Annotated in this window: 17 protein-coding genes; 8 read left to right on the top strand and 9 right to left on the bottom strand. The window is 57.3% G+C overall.

From position 1 onward, the window contains the following. The first annotated feature begins 45 nt into the window (after positions 1–45). The gene (locus B30_RS15290; RefSeq protein ID WP_009573028.1) at positions 46–438 is read left to right on the top strand and encodes a rhodanese-like domain-containing protein; all 393 of its coding nucleotides are present in this window, start codon (positions 46–48) and stop codon (positions 436–438) included. A gap of 7 nt (positions 439–445) precedes the next feature. Here the strand turns inward: B30_RS15290 and B30_RS15285 are convergent, their stop codons facing one another. Continuing rightward, positions 446–796 carry a YigZ family protein gene (locus B30_RS15285; protein WP_040402715.1) on the bottom strand — a complete coding sequence of 117 codons (351 nt, stop codon included), beginning with the start codon at positions 794–796 and terminating at the stop codon, positions 446–448. Positions 797–961: 165 nt separating this feature from the next. Here B30_RS15285 and B30_RS21510 point away from each other — a divergent pair, with 165 nt between their 5' ends. Further along, the gene (locus B30_RS21510; protein ID WP_009573026.1) at positions 962–1,501 is read left to right on the top strand and encodes a DUF4405 domain-containing protein; all 540 of its coding nucleotides are present in this window, start codon (positions 962–964) and stop codon (positions 1,499–1,501) included. A 66-nt stretch (positions 1,502–1,567) separates the two neighbouring features. Here B30_RS21510 and B30_RS15275 read toward each other — a convergent pair whose 3' ends face one another. From B30_RS15275 to B30_RS15260, 4 genes are all read right to left on the bottom strand, one after another. After that, the gene (locus B30_RS15275; RefSeq protein ID WP_040402682.1) at positions 1,568–1,864 is read right to left on the bottom strand and encodes a DUF6455 family protein; all 297 of its coding nucleotides are present in this window, start codon (positions 1,862–1,864) and stop codon (positions 1,568–1,570) included. A 24-nt stretch (positions 1,865–1,888) separates the two neighbouring features. Then, entirely contained in the window at positions 1,889–2,158 is a 270-nt protein-coding gene (locus B30_RS15270) for a DUF6455 family protein (protein ID WP_009573024.1), read from the bottom strand. A 347-nt stretch (positions 2,159–2,505) separates the two neighbouring features. Then, the gene (locus B30_RS15265) at positions 2,506–3,147 is read right to left on the bottom strand and encodes a pentapeptide repeat-containing protein (RefSeq protein WP_009573023.1); all 642 of its coding nucleotides are present in this window, start codon (positions 3,145–3,147) and stop codon (positions 2,506–2,508) included. Between the two features lie 79 nt (positions 3,148–3,226). Next, a complete protein-coding gene (locus tag B30_RS15260; protein ID WP_009573022.1) occupies positions 3,227–3,934 on the bottom strand; it encodes a M48 family metalloprotease in 708 nt (235 codons plus the stop codon). Between the two features lie 153 nt (positions 3,935–4,087). Here B30_RS15260 and B30_RS15255 point away from each other — a divergent pair, with 153 nt between their 5' ends. Continuing rightward, on the top strand, positions 4,088–4,327 hold the full coding sequence (locus B30_RS15255; RefSeq protein ID WP_009573021.1) for a hypothetical protein: 240 nt from the start codon (positions 4,088–4,090) through the stop codon (positions 4,325–4,327). 9 nt (positions 4,328–4,336) lie between these two features. Here B30_RS15255 and B30_RS15250 read toward each other — a convergent pair whose 3' ends face one another. Beyond that, on the bottom strand, positions 4,337–4,600 hold the full coding sequence (locus B30_RS15250; protein ID WP_009573020.1) for a DUF167 domain-containing protein: 264 nt from the start codon (positions 4,598–4,600) through the stop codon (positions 4,337–4,339). Between the two features lie 110 nt (positions 4,601–4,710). On the opposite strand from B30_RS15250, the gene B30_RS15245 reads away from it, so the two are divergent. Next, the gene (locus B30_RS15245) at positions 4,711–5,289 is read left to right on the top strand and encodes a nitroreductase family protein (protein WP_009573019.1); all 579 of its coding nucleotides are present in this window, start codon (positions 4,711–4,713) and stop codon (positions 5,287–5,289) included. Then, on the top strand, positions 5,289–5,984 hold the full coding sequence (locus B30_RS15240) for an EI24 domain-containing protein (RefSeq protein WP_009573018.1): 696 nt from the start codon (positions 5,289–5,291) through the stop codon (positions 5,982–5,984). The genes B30_RS15245 and B30_RS15240 overlap by 1 nt, the downstream gene beginning before the upstream one ends. A gap of 2 nt (positions 5,985–5,986) precedes the next feature. Here B30_RS15240 and B30_RS15235 read toward each other — a convergent pair whose 3' ends face one another. Beyond that, on the bottom strand, positions 5,987–6,268 hold the full coding sequence (locus B30_RS15235) for a DUF1467 family protein (RefSeq protein WP_009573017.1): 282 nt from the start codon (positions 6,266–6,268) through the stop codon (positions 5,987–5,989). A gap of 27 nt (positions 6,269–6,295) precedes the next feature. Next, the gene (gene mce, locus B30_RS15230; protein ID WP_009573016.1) at positions 6,296–6,700 is read right to left on the bottom strand and encodes a methylmalonyl-CoA epimerase; all 405 of its coding nucleotides are present in this window, start codon (positions 6,698–6,700) and stop codon (positions 6,296–6,298) included. A 175-nt stretch (positions 6,701–6,875) separates the two neighbouring features. Between mce and B30_RS15225 the strand changes: the two genes are divergently transcribed. Beyond that, positions 6,876–7,595, top strand: coding sequence for a response regulator (locus tag B30_RS15225; protein WP_009573015.1), 720 nt, complete (start codon positions 6,876–6,878; stop codon positions 7,593–7,595). Positions 7,596–7,784: 189 nt separating this feature from the next. Here the strand turns inward: B30_RS15225 and aspS are convergent, their stop codons facing one another. Beyond that, positions 7,785–9,575: an aspartate--tRNA ligase gene (gene aspS, locus B30_RS15220; RefSeq protein WP_009573014.1), complete on the bottom strand. Its 1,791-nt coding sequence runs from the start codon at positions 9,573–9,575 to the stop codon at positions 7,785–7,787. Positions 9,576–9,779: 204 nt separating this feature from the next. Between aspS and B30_RS15215 the strand changes: the two genes are divergently transcribed. Both B30_RS15215 and carB read left to right on the top strand, forming a co-directional pair. Continuing rightward, entirely contained in the window at positions 9,780–11,093 is a 1,314-nt protein-coding gene (locus tag B30_RS15215) for a glycosyltransferase family 87 protein (RefSeq protein ID WP_009573013.1), read from the top strand. Positions 11,094–11,191: 98 nt separating this feature from the next. Further along, positions 11,192–14,551: a carbamoyl-phosphate synthase large subunit gene (carB, locus tag B30_RS15210; RefSeq protein ID WP_009573012.1), complete on the top strand. Its 3,360-nt coding sequence runs from the start codon at positions 11,192–11,194 to the stop codon at positions 14,549–14,551. Positions 14,552–14,777 lie beyond the last annotated feature (226 nt).

Genomic DNA, 14,777 nt, shown 5'->3' with positions numbered 1-14,777 from the left:
CCTCCTCACCTCCACAGGGTTAAATCCCCCAAACGGAGGACCCCCATGCTCAAAAACTACAAAGACCTGCTCGGCGCGGCGCTGGCGATGATTGAGACGATCCCGACAGAAGAGGCGATCAAGCTCGTCAAAGACGACTCCATCGTGTTTGTCGATCTCAGAGACCGCCGCGAGTTGGAGCGCGAGGGTCGCATTCCCGGCGCGTTTCATTGTCCGCGGGGCATGTTGGAATTCTGGATTGACCCCGAAAGCCCCTACCACAAACCGATTTTTGCCGAGGGCAAGACATACGTGTTTTACTGCGCCTCGGCGTGGCGGTCTGCCTTGGCGACGAAAACCTGTGTCGAGATGGGGTTGGAGCCGGTGGCGCATGTCGGCGGCGGGTTTACGGCGTGGAAATTGCACGGCGGGCCTGTCGAAGAGGTCGAAAAGCACTAAGACACTCTCAAAGCCGGTCCAAATAATAGCGCACCGCATCCTGGACATGGCGAAACCGATCGCCGCCCAAATGTTTGCCGCCATACCAACGGGTGACGACGATGAGGTGATCGGTCAGGCCTTCACGTTCCAACATCCGCAGGATCACCATTCCCGCGCCGCTTTCGCCGTCATCGTTTTTGACGGGCGTGCCATCCGCGAGCAAAAGTCCCCATGTGTTGTGGGTGGCCTTGGCGAATTTCTTTTGCTTGCAGAGGGTCTTGATCAGGACCTTTGCGGCCTCCGCGTTGGCACAGGGCGCGCCTGAGACGGCGTATTTGGAGCCGCGATCCGAGATGATGCCATCGAAAATCTGCATAGGCCCGGTATAAATGCCCCGCGCGCCGGGCACCACAGCAATCCGACCCCGCCAAGCCGGGGTCATATCAACGACAGCGTGAAAATTCATGATATTATGGCGGGGCTTCGCGACGGATTGGCACGCCTGTCGCGTAAAACGTGAAAGCACCGTAAAGGAAAGACCATGTCCACCCTCCGTAAATTCGCCACACCGCTGACCATCGGTACATTTTTGATCGTCGGGATCACCGGCACGTTTTGGTATTTCCATATCGTCACCGATTTGGGACGCTGGCTACATGAGATCATCGGATTGGCGATGATGGCCGTGGTGGTCTTTCATGTGGTGCTGAACTGGCGACCGTTTAAACTCTATTTCAAACGCCCGATTGCCTTGGTTTTGATTTTGGCCAGCGTGGCAGTCACCGGCTACGCCTTTGTAGGCGTGGGCGAGACCGAAGGCGCAGGCGGGCCGCCAAACTTTGCCGCGTTCTCGGCGTTTTCGGATGAAAGCCTGACCACGCTGGGGCCGATCTTTGACACCACAGGTGAGATTTTGGTCACGCGCTTGACCGATGCAGGCTATAGCGGCGTCTCCCCCACCTCCACCATCGCGGATGTGGCGGGCAGCAATGTCCGCGCGCAGATGACCGCGTTTTCGGCGCTGGCGGTTGATGGGTCGGGCTTTGGCGGCCAAGCCCGCGGCGCCGCAGCACGCGATTGATGTTGTCACCATCAATCATGCGAAAGGGGCCGATCTGGCCCCTTTTTGCTGCGTCAAAAGACCCGGTCAATTCGCGCTGATCTGGCCCTGAACCGCACGCACATAGTGGAGTTCTTGCGTGTTCAGGCAGTACTCGGGCGGTAAAACTTGCGGCCCCTGATGGTCCAAAAGCCAAATGATACACGCGTCATGTTGAGTGCAATCACCGCATCGGCTCACCATATCAGACAGTTCTTGCAGTGAAATGTCGCCCGAGGCCGCCGCACGTTCGACATCGGCACCAAGGCGCTCGGCCATCCCATGCATCAGGCAAGCGTTGCCCGGACGTGGGTATGTCAGTTGAAAGGGGGCTGTCTGTGACATCATTCGTCCTCCATAGGGCTTGGGTTACCGTACCGCGAGGCGTTCAAGATCGGCTTTATTGCGGCAATACCCCGGAGCCTGTCGTGCGGTCGTTTCCATCTCTGCATGGGCGTCGAGAAATTTGACGCAGAGATCGGGGCAGGTGCAGCTCAGGCAGCGATAAACGCGGTTATGGCCTTCGACCTCTGTCGGTCCTTCGCCACGCTGCGCGATCTCGGTCAAATCCACGCCTAACGTTTCCGCCATCCGATCCACCAAAAGAGCATGCGTGTCATAGTGTCCAAATTTGGTCATAGCGGCCTCCGATCCACGGTTGAGATGCGTTAAATATCCGCAGCAAACCAACCACGAGGCGGCGCACAGACTCTTTGATCCGTGTCAAAAACGGGGGCTGAGGGCCGCTATCGCCGGGATTGCCGCAAACATGCATAAAATTAAGGCGCTCATTGCCGATTTTTGAAACTGTTGTGGGCACGATCTGAACACGTGTCCAATTCGAATCTCAACCCTCAGGCCATGGTCGGCATGTGAGGATCGAACCTGTCGCGGTTTTGGGTCGCACAGGGCAATATGGTTGGCGCAGATTCCAGAAACCAACGGTCATGGGGTCGGCTTTGAGTGTCTGAAGACATCCCCGCCGCTCAAAGAACCAGCACACCCAACCCGTGCAACAACTCTGTTGCTTGGTTTTTCGAAATGATCGCGCCTTTAAAGCAAGTCGCCGTCGAGAAGGTCAGAACGCCAAGGTCCGCTGCCCGCAGGTCTGCACCTTCAAAGCGCGCGGTCGCAAGATGCGCATTTTGCAGGCGGCAATTGTCAAAGGTCGCATCACGAAAATCACACCCGGCCAGATCAGCCTCGGTAAAATCGATGCCATCCAAGTGACATTTTCGAAAATTCATTTCGCGCAAAAATGCACTCGATAGAAGGGAGCCGTTGAAGTCTATTCCAAGTGCACGCGTATCCTTAAAGTCTGCGCCTGTGAGCTTACAATCGTGAAACTTGGCGCTGGACACATCCGCTCCCGTCCAGTTTGCAAGAGACAGGTTGCAGGCCTGAAAATGCGCATCCGACAGGCGCGCGTAACTGAAATCAGCTTTGATCGCTCTGCACGTCAAGAATGTGCACTCTTCCATGAGTGCGCTTCTAAAGCTGCAATCTTCGAAAACGCATCCCTCAAATCGAAACTGTGACAGGTCCATCCCATCAAAACGCTGCGCACGAAACTCGCATGAGATAAAATCCGTCCTGTCGAGATTGCTGATGTCCTCAATGATCTCCATTGGTGGCCAAGCGTCCTTTCCACGACGTTACATCGTGGGTCATGCAATGTGTTTGGATTGTGCGCCCTTCGGCACGGACCTACAGCGTCGCCATGGTCCGGCGCACGGTTTCGATCCGTTGCGTGTTCGGCGGGTGCGAGCCAAGGAAGCGATCGCCCGGATCGGGAATGCGGGTAAAATATTCAGCTCCGCGCACCGGGTTATATCCGGCACGATAGGCGATCACCGTGCCCAATTGATCGGCCTCCAACTCATAGGATTTCGAATAGCTCCGCGCGCCCACCGTGGCACCGATGTTTTGCGCGGTCTCAATCGTCGAGGCATCCCCCCCAATCGCCGCAATCAACACGCCGCCCAAAAGCGCGCCCGTGATGGCCGTCTGCTCCGTGCGTGCCAAGTGACCCGCGATGTGATGCGAGGCCTCATGCCCCATCACAAAGGCCAATTCGTCGGTGTTTTGCACATCCGCGATCAAAGCGACGGTAAAGGTCAGGACAGGCCGACCGTTTGCGTCCAGAGATTGCCACGCGTTCGAAGGGGCTTTGGGATCGGTTTCGACCACAATTTTGAAATCGCAATTCGCCCCAGCGGTGCGGGCGCGACATTCGCGTTCGGCCACGGGTTCGACCCGAGCGACGACCGCGGCAAAATCACTGACCGAGACGGAGCCAGATCGCGACACAGGCGGGGACATAGATTGGGATTGCGGGCGGCTGTCCACAGGCGGTGTCGTGGTCATGTCGACACAGCCGGACAATAGCCCCGCGATCATCACAGTTGCGAACATGTGTTTCACGTTAAAGACAGTCCTTTTTCATCACACCCGAAAGACATGACATCACAGAGATATGCGCCTTAGAAATAGGCGCATGTTGCGCCCCTGGCCAGTCACACAAATGTGCGCACTTGCATTCGGCCATGGGCAGAGTAGCATCGGGACATGTTTACCATTGAACACGACTTCGACGCCACCGTTGTGACCCTTATGGACGAAGGTGAATTCGTCCTGCAAGAGGATGTCATCATCAATGCCTTTTCCGAATGCGTGACGATCGAGCAGCTTGATCCACGCACGGATCGGGTCCAGAAAATCACCCTGTCGATGCGGCAATTGCATGATCTGGGTGCGGCTTTGGACCTCCCCGAGGGGGCGTATCGGTTGACGCCCGTCAAAGACTAGACATCAAAATCAGCTCCGGCGAAACACCTTGTCGCGCGAGGTTTCGCCGCGCACCAGTTCGAGCGTGGATTTGGCAATGCCCAAAGATTTGGCCAAGAGTTTCACCACGTCTTTCGTCGCCTTGCCGCCTTCGGGTACGGTTGTGACATAGACCCGGACTTGCCCGTCCTCCACCGTCACAACATTGCGTGAGGCTTTCGGCGTGACGCGCACGGATAACATATCGCCGTCAAACGCCGCCTCAATCGCCTGTTTCAACGCCTCTTTGTCCATCTTACTCGTCTGTAATTGCTCGGCTTATCGGCCTAATTGCATTTGCCCGGTTGAATCTGACTGTAAAACCTCCGACATGAAACATCAAACGCGCAACCAAAAGGCCAGACATGCCCAACCCCAATTCTGCCGCCCTCGATTTTTTGCTCACCCGTCGCTCTCGCCCGGCCAAAACATTGGTCGCACCGGTGCCGGACAAATACGCGCTCAAACCGATCCTGACGGCCGCCCTGCGCACACCGGATCATGGGAAACTGGAGCCTTGGCGGCTGATTGTGTTGGAAAAAGCGGCGCTGACGCGACTGGCCGGGATGATCGCGCCTTTGGGGCACAGCCTCGGGATCGACCCGGAAAAGATCGAAAAAGCCCGCCACCAATTTGCCGATGCCGATCTGGCCGTGACGGTGGTGTTTTCGCCAAAAGACAGCGAAAAAGTCCCCCATATCGAACAGCTTTATTCCGCAGGCGCTGTCTGCCTGTCGCTTTTAAACGCGGCTTTGGCGGCGGGTTGGGGGGCCAATTGGCTGTCGGGTTGGGCCTCGCATGATCGGTCTTTCGTGGAAAACGGTCTTGGCCTTTTACCGCACGAAAGCATCGCAGGCTTCATCCACATCGGCACAGAATCCTGTGCCCCGCCCGAACGCCCCCGCCCCGAGTTGGATCAGGTTGTAAGCTGGGTGGATCAGTGATGTTTGGCGATTTTTCCAAGGCCTTAGGGCAACTGAGCGACAAACGCTTTCAGGCCGTGTTGCTCAAAGGATTGGGCCTGACCGTGGCGCTTTTGGTTGCAATCTATCTGGCCTTTGTCTGGGTCATCGGGGTGTTTGTGCCGGACACATTCTCCCTGCCCTTCATCGGTGAGGTGCATTGGATCGACAATGCGCTCTCAATCGGCTCGTTCTTCTTTATGATCCTGCTGTCGATGTTCTTGATGGTGCCGGTGGCCTCGGCCTTTACCGGGATTTTCCTCGAAGAGGTGTCGGAGGCCGTCGAAGACCGGCATTTCCCCGGCCTGCCGCCCGTGCCCCGTCAAACGATCTCTGATTTGGTGATCGACAGCTTGGGCTTCCTCGGTGTGATCGTCGCGGCCAACCTTGTGGCACTAGTGCTGTACCTGTTGCTCAACATCGCCGCCCCGGTGATCTTTTGGGCCTTAAACGGCTTTCTGTTGGGACGGGAGTATTTTCAAATGGTTGCGATGCGTCGCCTTGGCCGCGAGGGCGCAAAAGCGGCGCGCAAACGCCATATGCCGGAGATTTGGCTGGCCGGCGCTTTGATGGCCGTGCCTTTGTCGATCCCCGTGGTCAACCTGTTGATCCCGGTGCTGGGGGCCGCCACATTCACCCATATGTTCATGCGGCTTGAGGGCAAACAGATCCGTTAGGCTTAGCTGTCGGCCACGGACGGCAGATTTGCCGTCCAGTCCATATCGTGCCAGGTGATGCCGCTGTAGCTGATCAACCCGACAAGGACGATCCAGATCGCTGTGGCAAACACCGTCACCCAGATCGCTTTGCGTTTGGGATTGTAATTGGCCGGGGCACCGTCATGGGTTCCGGCCACTTTTTCACCCATGTCCCCTTGGGTTTTCAACCCGATGGGCAAAGCGATGAACATGGTCATGAACCATGTCACGGCATAAAGCACGATTGCAGAGGTGATCGCCATGACGCGCTCCTTTTCGGTTCAACCGACTTAGACTTGTTCCAACTCGACCAGACAGCCGTTGAAATCTTTCGGGTGCAAAAACAACACCGGCTTGCCATGCGCGCCGATTTTCGGTTCGCCCGTGCCCAAAACCCGTGCGCCCGCCTCTTTCAACTTATCGCGCGCGGCCAAAATGTCATCGACCTCATAGCAAATGTGATGAATGCCACCCGCCGGGTTCTTTTCCAAAAACCCGTTGATCGGGGAGTTTTCACCGAGCGGGTACAACAGCTCGATCTTGGTGTTGGGCAATTCGATAAACACCACGGTCACACCATGATCCGGCTCGTCTTGCGGCGGATTGACCTTAGCGCCCAGCGTGTTGGCATATTGCGCCGCAGCGGCGTCCAGGTCAGGCACGGCGATGGCGACGTGGTTGAGGCGTCCGATCATGATGTTTCCTCCAAAAGGCAGCTCTTTGGCCCCAGCTTATCACCCGCAGCGGGGTGCCTCGCAAGGGCAAAGCGGCAACGTTTTGCGCAACCATTGTCCAGCTTGTCTCTCGGTTAACCGCTCATTCACCAGTTTTGCGGTTAACTCTGAGTCGCACTGGATGGAGCTGTGACCAATGACCGATGATCTTGAAAGCCTGTTGGCGCCCCAAAGCCCAACTCCCGAACGCCCTCTTTTGGGTCTGACTGTTCTTGTTGTCGAGGACAGCCGGTTTGCCTCTGAGGCGATGCGGCTTTTGTGTTTGCGCTCGGGCGCGCGTATTCGCCGCGCCGACAGCCTTCAGTCCGCACGTAAACATTTGCGGGTCTACCGCCCAAATGTTGTGATCGTGGATCTTGGCCTGCCCGACGGATCGGGCGCGGAATTGATTGACGAATTGAGCCACGCCCGCCCCGGCGTTGACGTTATTCTGGGCATGTCGGGTGACAGTGGTGCTGAGGCACTGGCTTCGGCGGCCGGGGCCAATGGGTTTATCGAAAAACCGATTTCCTCGCTGGGCGCGTTCCAGGAAAAGGTTCTCTCTTGCTTGCCGACGGGCACGCGCCCCACCGGGCTTCATGTTATCACTGACGAAGAAATTTGGCCGGACAAGATCGCGTTGCAGGATGACTTTGTCCATATCGCCGATCTTCTGACCACCGATGGTGGCGAAGATATGTTGGATTACATTGCACAATTCCTGTCGGGCGTGGCACGCACGGCAGGCGATGCGGAAATGGAAACGGCGGCGCATAGCTTGGCCGATCACCGCGAACAGGGGCTGCCCTATGGCTCTGATCTGGCGCGGATTGCCGGGCTGGTTCAGGCCCGGATCGAACCGCGCAAAGTGGTGTGATCCACGCGCTTTGGAGGCTGTGACGGCGATACCCATCCAAAAGCGGTGCCGCCTCACATCCCAAAAGCAAAAGGCGCGAAGGATGCCCTCGCGCCTTTTCTCGGTTTCAAATTTCACAGCCCTGAGACTGCGCCGCGGCCCCGCCTGTTCAGCACTGAAACAGCCCATTGGGCCGTTGTCCGAGCCGCCTCACTCTTGTGGAATGACCCGGATGTTCAACTCGCGCAGCTGTTCATTGGTCGGCTCGTTCGGAGCGCCCATCATCAGGTCTTCGGCGCGCTGGTTCATCGGGAAGAGAATGACTTCGCGGATGTTGTCCTCATCGGCCAAAATCATCACGGCCCGATCAATCCCAAGGGCACAACCGCCGTGCGGCGGCGCGCCGTATTGGAACGCGTTGACCATGCCGCCAAAGCGTTTTTCGACCTCATCCTTACCGTAACCGGCCAGTTCAAACGCCTTGAACATGATCTCCGGCTTGTGGTTGCGGATCGCGCCGGACACCAATTCATAGCCGTTACAGGCCAGGTCATACTGCCAACCCAGCACCTTAAGGGGGTCACCCTCAAGCGCGTCCATCCCACCTTGCGGCATGGAGAACGGGTTGTGTTCAAAGTCGATCTTGCCGGTTTCTTCATCCTGCTCGTAGATCGGGAAATCGACGATCCAGGCGAATTTGAACGCATCGCGCCAATTTTCATCCTCGGGAGCTTTCGGCGTCTCTTCCCAGATCACGGTGCGGGCTTTGCCAGCGACACGTTGGAAAGATTTCGGTTTACCGCCCAAGAAAAAGGCCGCATCACCGATCTCAAGACCAAGCTGTTGACGGATCGCTTCGGTGCGTTCCGGGCCGATGTTTTTGGCCAAGGGACCGGCGGCTTCCATCTGTCCGTCGGTTTCCCGCCAGAAGATATACCCCATCCCCGGCAGGCCCTCTTGTTGAGCGAACTTGTTCATCCGGTCGCAGAATTTGCGCGAGCCGCCTTTCGGGGCCGGAATGGCGCGGACTTCGTTGCCCTCTTGCTCCAAAAGCGAAGCAAAAATGGCAAAGCCAGAACCGCGGAAATGCTCGGACACGTCCTGCATCTTGATCGGGTTGCGCAGGTCGGGCTTGTCGGTGCCGTACCATAGTGCGGAATCGCGATAGGAGATTTGCGGCCAATCGCGGTTCGACAAACGGCCTTTGCCGAATGTGTCGAACATCCCGGCAATCACCGGCTCCATGACATCAAAAATATCCTGTTGGCTGACAAAGGACATTTCCATATCGAGCTGATAGAAATCGGTCGGCGAGCGGTCGGCGCGCGGGTCTTCGTCGCGGAAACACGGCGCGATCTGGAAATATTTGTCAAAGCCCGACACCATCAACAGCTGTTTGAACTGTTGCGGCGCTTGCGGCAGGGCATAGAATTTGCCCGGATGCAGGCGAGACGGCACGAGGAAGTCGCGCGCGCCTTCGGGGGAGGACGCGGTGATGATCGGCGTTTGGAATTCGTTGAACCCGTTGCCCCACATACGCTGACGCAGATCTTTGACCACGTTGGAGCGCAGGATCATGTTTTGTTGCATCGCCTCACGACGCAGATCGAGGTAGCGATATTTCAGGCGGGTCTCTTCCGGGTATTCCTGATCACCAAAGACCATCAAAGGCAATTCTGCCGATGCGCCCAGCACTTCGATATCGCGGACAAACACTTCAATCTCGCCGGTGGGGAGTTTGGTATTTACAAGGCTCTCATCGCGGGCCTTCACGGTGCCATCAATGCGGATACACCATTCCGAGCGGACCTTTTCCATGGCGGAAAACGCCGGGCTGTCGGGATCGCACAGCACCTGAGTGACACCATAGTGATCGCGCAGATCGACGAAGAGGATACCACCGTGATCACGGATGCGATGCACCCAACCAGACAGGCGGACAGTGTCGCCCACATTGGATGTGTTCAAATCGGCGCAGGTATGGCTGCGATAGACATGCATTGACTTTGGCCCTTTGGGTATACGGATGGTTCCTGCCGATACACCCGTCCGAGGCCGGAAAGTCAAGGGCGGGCACACGTGAAAAGCCCCGCCCCCTTGTCGGGCGCATGTCTAAAAGGTTAAGCAAACGCGACCACCCGTTATAAAACAAAACATATTATACTGAATTTTCGTTACTAGGTGACGCGTTCAAGAGGTAGGCAGATGACTGAATTTTGGCGCAGGGTTCTGACCGGCAACGACTGGCTTGGTTTGGCCTTGATCGGTGCCTTTGCCCATATGTGCTACATCACCCTGCTTTTGAAAGGATATTTTGCCACCGATCTGAGCGCCTTCTACGCGGCGGGACTTGCCATCGCCAATGGCACACCGGACATCATGTTTGACACCGTGCCAACGGGGTTGGTGATTGGAACCCCTGAACGGATTCAATCCCTGATGGCCGACGCCGGTCTGCCGATCGACCAAACCCCGCCCTATCTCTACCCGCCGATTTGGGCCTATCTTCTGGCGCCTCTCACCCGCGTTTTGTCAATACATACGTTTTTTGATGTGATGATGGGGGTCCAGTCCTTCATGCTGGCGATGATGCCCTGGATCGGTTATCGAATCGCACGTCCCCGTACGCTCAAAGCCCCGATCTGGCTGCTCTGCGGCTTTTTTCTGTTGTTTGTTTCAACGACCAATCTCACAGCCGTTGCCCAAAACCAGTTACAGATCACAGTCACCTTTATCACCATGCTCGGCCTCTTGGCCCTGACCCGAGGCAAAAGCAAAACCGCAGGCGTGCTCATCGGAGTTGCCGCAGCACTCAAAATCGCACCTGCCGCCTTTGGGCTTTTGTTGCTGATCCGACGCGATTGGCGCGCGCTTGCGGCAATGGCCGTGACGGGGCTGGGTCTCTTGGCCATCAGCCTGATGTTTGGCGGGCTGCCACTGCACCTGACGATGCTTGAACGTCTTCAGGACATCAATGCGGCCACGATCCTCTCAAGAGCCAATCTTTCGCCGGAAATGGTGCTCTATGAGTTACGCCGTGTGGTTTTGAGCATCCCGCCCAATGTCACGCGCATGGGGACGAGCGCGGTTTTTGATGCGCCAGCTTGGATTCAAATCCTCCCGAAACTGTGTGTCCTCGGTGCGCTCATCTGGATTGTGATCATTCATTTGCGCCATCACACCACCGTAGGTCTTGACGCGCTGGTGTTGTCGCTGGCGGTCGCTTTGTTTGGACCGCTGTCCTGGATGCATTATTTTGTCCTACCGCTCGCCCTGACCCCCATATTGTTCACCGTGTTCACGCCCCGCACCAGTTGGCTCTGGGTCATCGCGGGGGGATTTTTGACATCCGTTGCACTGACCGTCAGGCTCAGCGACCTGAACCAAGATGTGATGTGGTCGCCCATGCCCGCAACCGGGTATTACCTCGCTTTATTCGTGGCATTGCTCATCCATGCTGCGGTCATGCCACGGTGCAAAACCGCCAACGGTGAAATTTCGGCAATATCCGCCACCTAAAGCCTTGCACCCACGGTCTCCATAGCTATAACCCACGACAATTTGCGCGCACCCTGTTAGAGGGTACGCAAAAGCTGCTCAAACATCCGGGGTCCGCCATGCCGAAGAGAACCGATATTTCCTCCATCATGATCATTGGTGCGGGGCCGATCATCATCGGGCAGGCCTGTGAATTTGATTACTCCGGGGCGCAGGCCTGTAAGGCGCTCAAAGAAGAGGGCTACCGGGTCATTCTGGTGAACTCCAACCCGGCGACCATCATGACCGACCCGGACATGGCAGACGCAACCTATATCGAACCGATCACCCCCGAAGTGGTGGCCAAGATCATCGAAAAAGAGCGCCCTGATGCGCTTTTGCCCACCATGGGCGGACAGACAGGTTTGAACACCGCGCTGGCGCTGGCGGATCTGGGCGTGTTGGACAAATTCAACGTCGAACTCATTGGTGCGAAACGCGAAGCCATTGAAATGGCAGAAGATCGCAAATTGTTCCGCGAAGCGATGGATCGTCTTGGCATCGAGAACCCGAAAGCCACGATCATTGCCGCGCCGAAAAAAGACAATGGCAAATATGACATCGCGGCGGGTCTGGCCGAGGCGATGGACGCGCTCGAAGACATTGGCCTTCCGGCGATCATCCGCCCCGCCTTCACCTTGGGCGGCACCGGCGGCGGCGTGGCCTATAACCGCGACGATTACGAACTGATCTGCCGCTCTGGCCTTGAAGCCTCGCCGATGGCGCAAATCCTCGTCGATGAGTCGCTTCTGGGCTGGAAGGAATATGAGATGGAGGTGGTGCGCGACACCGCCGACAACGCCATCATCGTCTGTTCGATTGAAAACGTCGACCCGATGGGGGTCCACACAGGCGATTCCGTCACCGTGGCCCCGGCGCTGACGCTGACCGACAAAGAATACCAACTGATGCGCACCCATTCGATCAATGTGCTGCGCGAGATTGGCGTCGAAACCGGTGGGTCCAACGTGCAATGGGCGGTGAACCCGGTCGATGGCCGCATGGTTGTGATCGAAATGAACCCGCGCGTGTCGCGTTCCTCGGCGCTGGCCTCGAAAGCCACGGGTTTCCCGATTGCCAAAATCGCCGCAAAACTGGCCGTCGGCTATACACTGGACGAGTTGGACAACGACATCACCAAGGTCACGCCCGCCTCGTTTGAGCCGACCATCGACTATGTCGTCACCAAAATCCCGCGCTTTGCCTTTGAAAAATTCCCCGGCGCTGTGCCCGAACTCACCACCGCAATGAAATCCGTGGGTGAAGTGATGGCGATTGGCCGGACCTTTCACGAATCGATGCAAAAAGCACTGGCTTCGATGGAAACGGGCCTGTCTGGCTTTGACGAAATCGACCTGCCAGACATGCCGACGCCTGCGCAAATCATCGAGGCAGATGGCAAAGCCGACACGCTGTCACGGATTTTCTTGGGCGTGGATGCCGCAGCGCAACAGATGATCGACAAAACCATCACCCGCGAACTGGCCCGCGCCACGCCGGATCGTCTGCGCGTGATCGCCCAAGCCATGCGCTTTGGCTTTACCGACGAAGAAATCAAAGAGATCAACAGCTTTGATCCTTGGTTCCTGGCCCGGATTCGCGAGATCCTTGAGGCCGAAGCCGGTGTGCGCAAAGAGGGTCTTCCGGTGACCGAAGCGGGCCTGCGCAAGCTCAAGATGCTCGGTTTTACCGACGCGCGTTTGGCGGCATTGACCGGACGCGACGAGGCCAATGTCCGCCGCGCCCGCCGCAATCTCGGCGTCAACGCCGTGTTCAAACGCATTGACACCTGTGCCGCCGAATTCGAGGCCCAGACCCCCTATATGTATTCGACCTACGAATCCCCGATGATGGGTGAAGTCGAATGTGAAGCGCGCCCCTCTGATCGCAAGAAAGTGGTCATTCTGGGCGGCGGTCCGAACCGCATCGGCCAGGGCATCGAGTTCGATTATTGCTGCTGCCACGCCTGTTATTCGCTCACCGAGCAAGGCTATGAGACGATCATGATCAACTGTAACCCCGAGACCGTGTCGACCGATTACGACACCTCGGACCGGTTGTATTTTGAACCGCTGACCTTTGAACATGTGATGGAAATCCTGCGCGTTGAGCAAGACAACGGCACGCTGCATGGCGTGATCGTTCAGTTCGGTGGCCAGACGCCTTTGAAACTCGCCAACGCGCTTGAGGCAGAGGGTATTCCGATCCTCGGCACCACGCCGGACGCGATTGATCTGGCCGAGGACCGCGAGCGGTTTCAGGACCTCGTGACCCGTCTGGGCCTGAAACAGCCACACAACGGCATTGCCTCAACCGACGCCCAAGCCCTTGCGATTGCAGAGGATATTGGCTTCCCTCTGGTCATTCGTCCGTCTTACGTTTTGGGCGGTCGCGCGATGGAAATCGTGCGCGATATGGATCAGTTGAACCGCTACATCTCCTCCGCCGTGGTGGTGTCGGGCGACAGCCCGGTGTTGTTGGATCACTACCTGTCGGGCGCCACCGAGATCGACGTCGACGCCCTGTGCGACGGCACAGAGGTGCATGTCGCCGGCATCATGCAGCACATCGAAGAAGCTGGCGTTCACTCCGGCGATTCCGCCTGTTCGCTGCCGCCCTACTCGCTCAAACCCGAGATCATCGAAGAGCTGAAGGTCCAGACCAAAGCTCTGGCACTGGCGCTCAACGTGGTTGGCCTGATGAACATTCAGTTCGCGGTCAAAGACGATGAGATTTTCCTCATTGAGGTCAACCCGCGCGCCTCGCGCACCGTGCCGTTTGTCGCCAAGGCCGTGAACAGCCCGATCGCCTCGATCGCCGCGCGCCTTATGGCGGGTGAGAAACTAAGCGATTTCACTTTGGTTGACCCAAGCAAAACCGGGCGTTTTGCGGTGAAAGAAGCCGTTTTGCCCTTCGCCCGCTTCCCCGGTGTCGATACGATCTTGGGGCCAGAGATGCGCTCCACCGGCGAAGTCATGGGCACTGACGCGACCTTCGCGCGCGCCTTCCTGAAGGCGCAAATGGGTGCGGGCACCGACCTGCCAAGCGAGGGCAAAGTGTTCATGTCGGTGAAAAACTACGACAAGAAACCAAAGATGGTGGAAGCCGCGCAGACCTTGGTCGAGCATGGTTTCGAGATCATCGCCACCCGCGGCACAGCGAAGTTTTTGCATGAAAACGGCGTGGCCTCGACCGTTGTAAACAAGGTCTACGAGGGCCGCCCAAACATCGTTGACATGATGAAAAACGGCGAGATCGCTTTGGTCCTCAATACGACCGAGGGCACACAAGCTATTGATGACTCGCGCGAAATCCGCAAAGTCGCGCTCTACGACAAAATCCCCTACTTCACCACAGCCGCCGCATCCCACGCCGCCGCCATGGCGATCAAATCGCGCACCGAAGGGGAGATCGAGGTCTGTAGCTTGCAGGATATGTAAGCCCCCCAAACGCACGAACACATCCCCAAACGCCCTGCTTTTTTGCGGGGCGTTTGGGGTCGGTTTTGCAGCGCAGCGATAAACCTTGACTTATCCCCCAAACTATCGCATCTGTCGCCCATCGACACCCAATGCTGCCGCGTGAGCAGCCGCGTTCATGTGAAACGCCTCAGGTGGTCGGTGACGGGCGGAACACGCCCACAAGGTTCCCAAATCACGCAGGGGT

The organism is Celeribacter baekdonensis B30 (assembly GCF_000299875.1).
GTDB lineage: Bacteria > Pseudomonadota > Alphaproteobacteria > Rhodobacterales > Rhodobacteraceae > Celeribacter > Celeribacter baekdonensis_A.
This window is presented reverse-complemented; position numbering and strand designations above follow the sequence as displayed.

What these genes read in the sequence shown, in the direction of transcription:
- B30_RS15290 (WP_009573028.1), top strand. Translation starts at nt 46, where the DNA reads ATGCTCAAAAACTACAAAGACCTGCTCGGCGCGGCGCTGGCGATGATT.
- B30_RS15285 (WP_040402715.1), bottom strand. Translation starts at nt 796, where the DNA reads ATGCAGATTTTCGATGGCATCATCTCGGATCGCGGCTCCAAATACGCC.
- B30_RS21510 (WP_009573026.1), top strand. Translation starts at nt 962, where the DNA reads ATGTCCACCCTCCGTAAATTCGCCACACCGCTGACCATCGGTACATTT.
- B30_RS15275 (WP_040402682.1), bottom strand. Translation starts at nt 1,864, where the DNA reads ATGTCACAGACAGCCCCCTTTCAACTGACATACCCACGTCCGGGCAAC.
- B30_RS15270 (WP_009573024.1), bottom strand. Translation starts at nt 2,158, where the DNA reads ATGACCAAATTTGGACACTATGACACGCATGCTCTTTTGGTGGATCGG.
- B30_RS15265 (WP_009573023.1), bottom strand. Translation starts at nt 3,147, where the DNA reads ATGGAGATCATTGAGGACATCAGCAATCTCGACAGGACGGATTTTATC.
- B30_RS15260 (WP_009573022.1), bottom strand. Translation starts at nt 3,934, where the DNA reads ATGTTCGCAACTGTGATGATCGCGGGGCTATTGTCCGGCTGTGTCGAC.
- B30_RS15255 (WP_009573021.1), top strand. Translation starts at nt 4,088, where the DNA reads ATGTTTACCATTGAACACGACTTCGACGCCACCGTTGTGACCCTTATG.
- B30_RS15250 (WP_009573020.1), bottom strand. Translation starts at nt 4,600, where the DNA reads ATGGACAAAGAGGCGTTGAAACAGGCGATTGAGGCGGCGTTTGACGGC.
- B30_RS15245 (WP_009573019.1), top strand. Translation starts at nt 4,711, where the DNA reads ATGCCCAACCCCAATTCTGCCGCCCTCGATTTTTTGCTCACCCGTCGC.
- B30_RS15240 (WP_009573018.1), top strand. Translation starts at nt 5,289, where the DNA reads ATGTTTGGCGATTTTTCCAAGGCCTTAGGGCAACTGAGCGACAAACGC.
- B30_RS15235 (WP_009573017.1), bottom strand. Translation starts at nt 6,268, where the DNA reads ATGGCGATCACCTCTGCAATCGTGCTTTATGCCGTGACATGGTTCATG.
- mce (WP_009573016.1), bottom strand. Translation starts at nt 6,700, where the DNA reads ATGATCGGACGCCTCAACCACGTCGCCATCGCCGTGCCTGACCTGGAC.
- B30_RS15225 (WP_009573015.1), top strand. Translation starts at nt 6,876, where the DNA reads ATGACCGATGATCTTGAAAGCCTGTTGGCGCCCCAAAGCCCAACTCCC.
- aspS (WP_009573014.1), bottom strand. Translation starts at nt 9,575, where the DNA reads ATGCATGTCTATCGCAGCCATACCTGCGCCGATTTGAACACATCCAAT.
- B30_RS15215 (WP_009573013.1), top strand. Translation starts at nt 9,780, where the DNA reads ATGACTGAATTTTGGCGCAGGGTTCTGACCGGCAACGACTGGCTTGGT.
- carB (WP_009573012.1), top strand. Translation starts at nt 11,192, where the DNA reads ATGCCGAAGAGAACCGATATTTCCTCCATCATGATCATTGGTGCGGGG.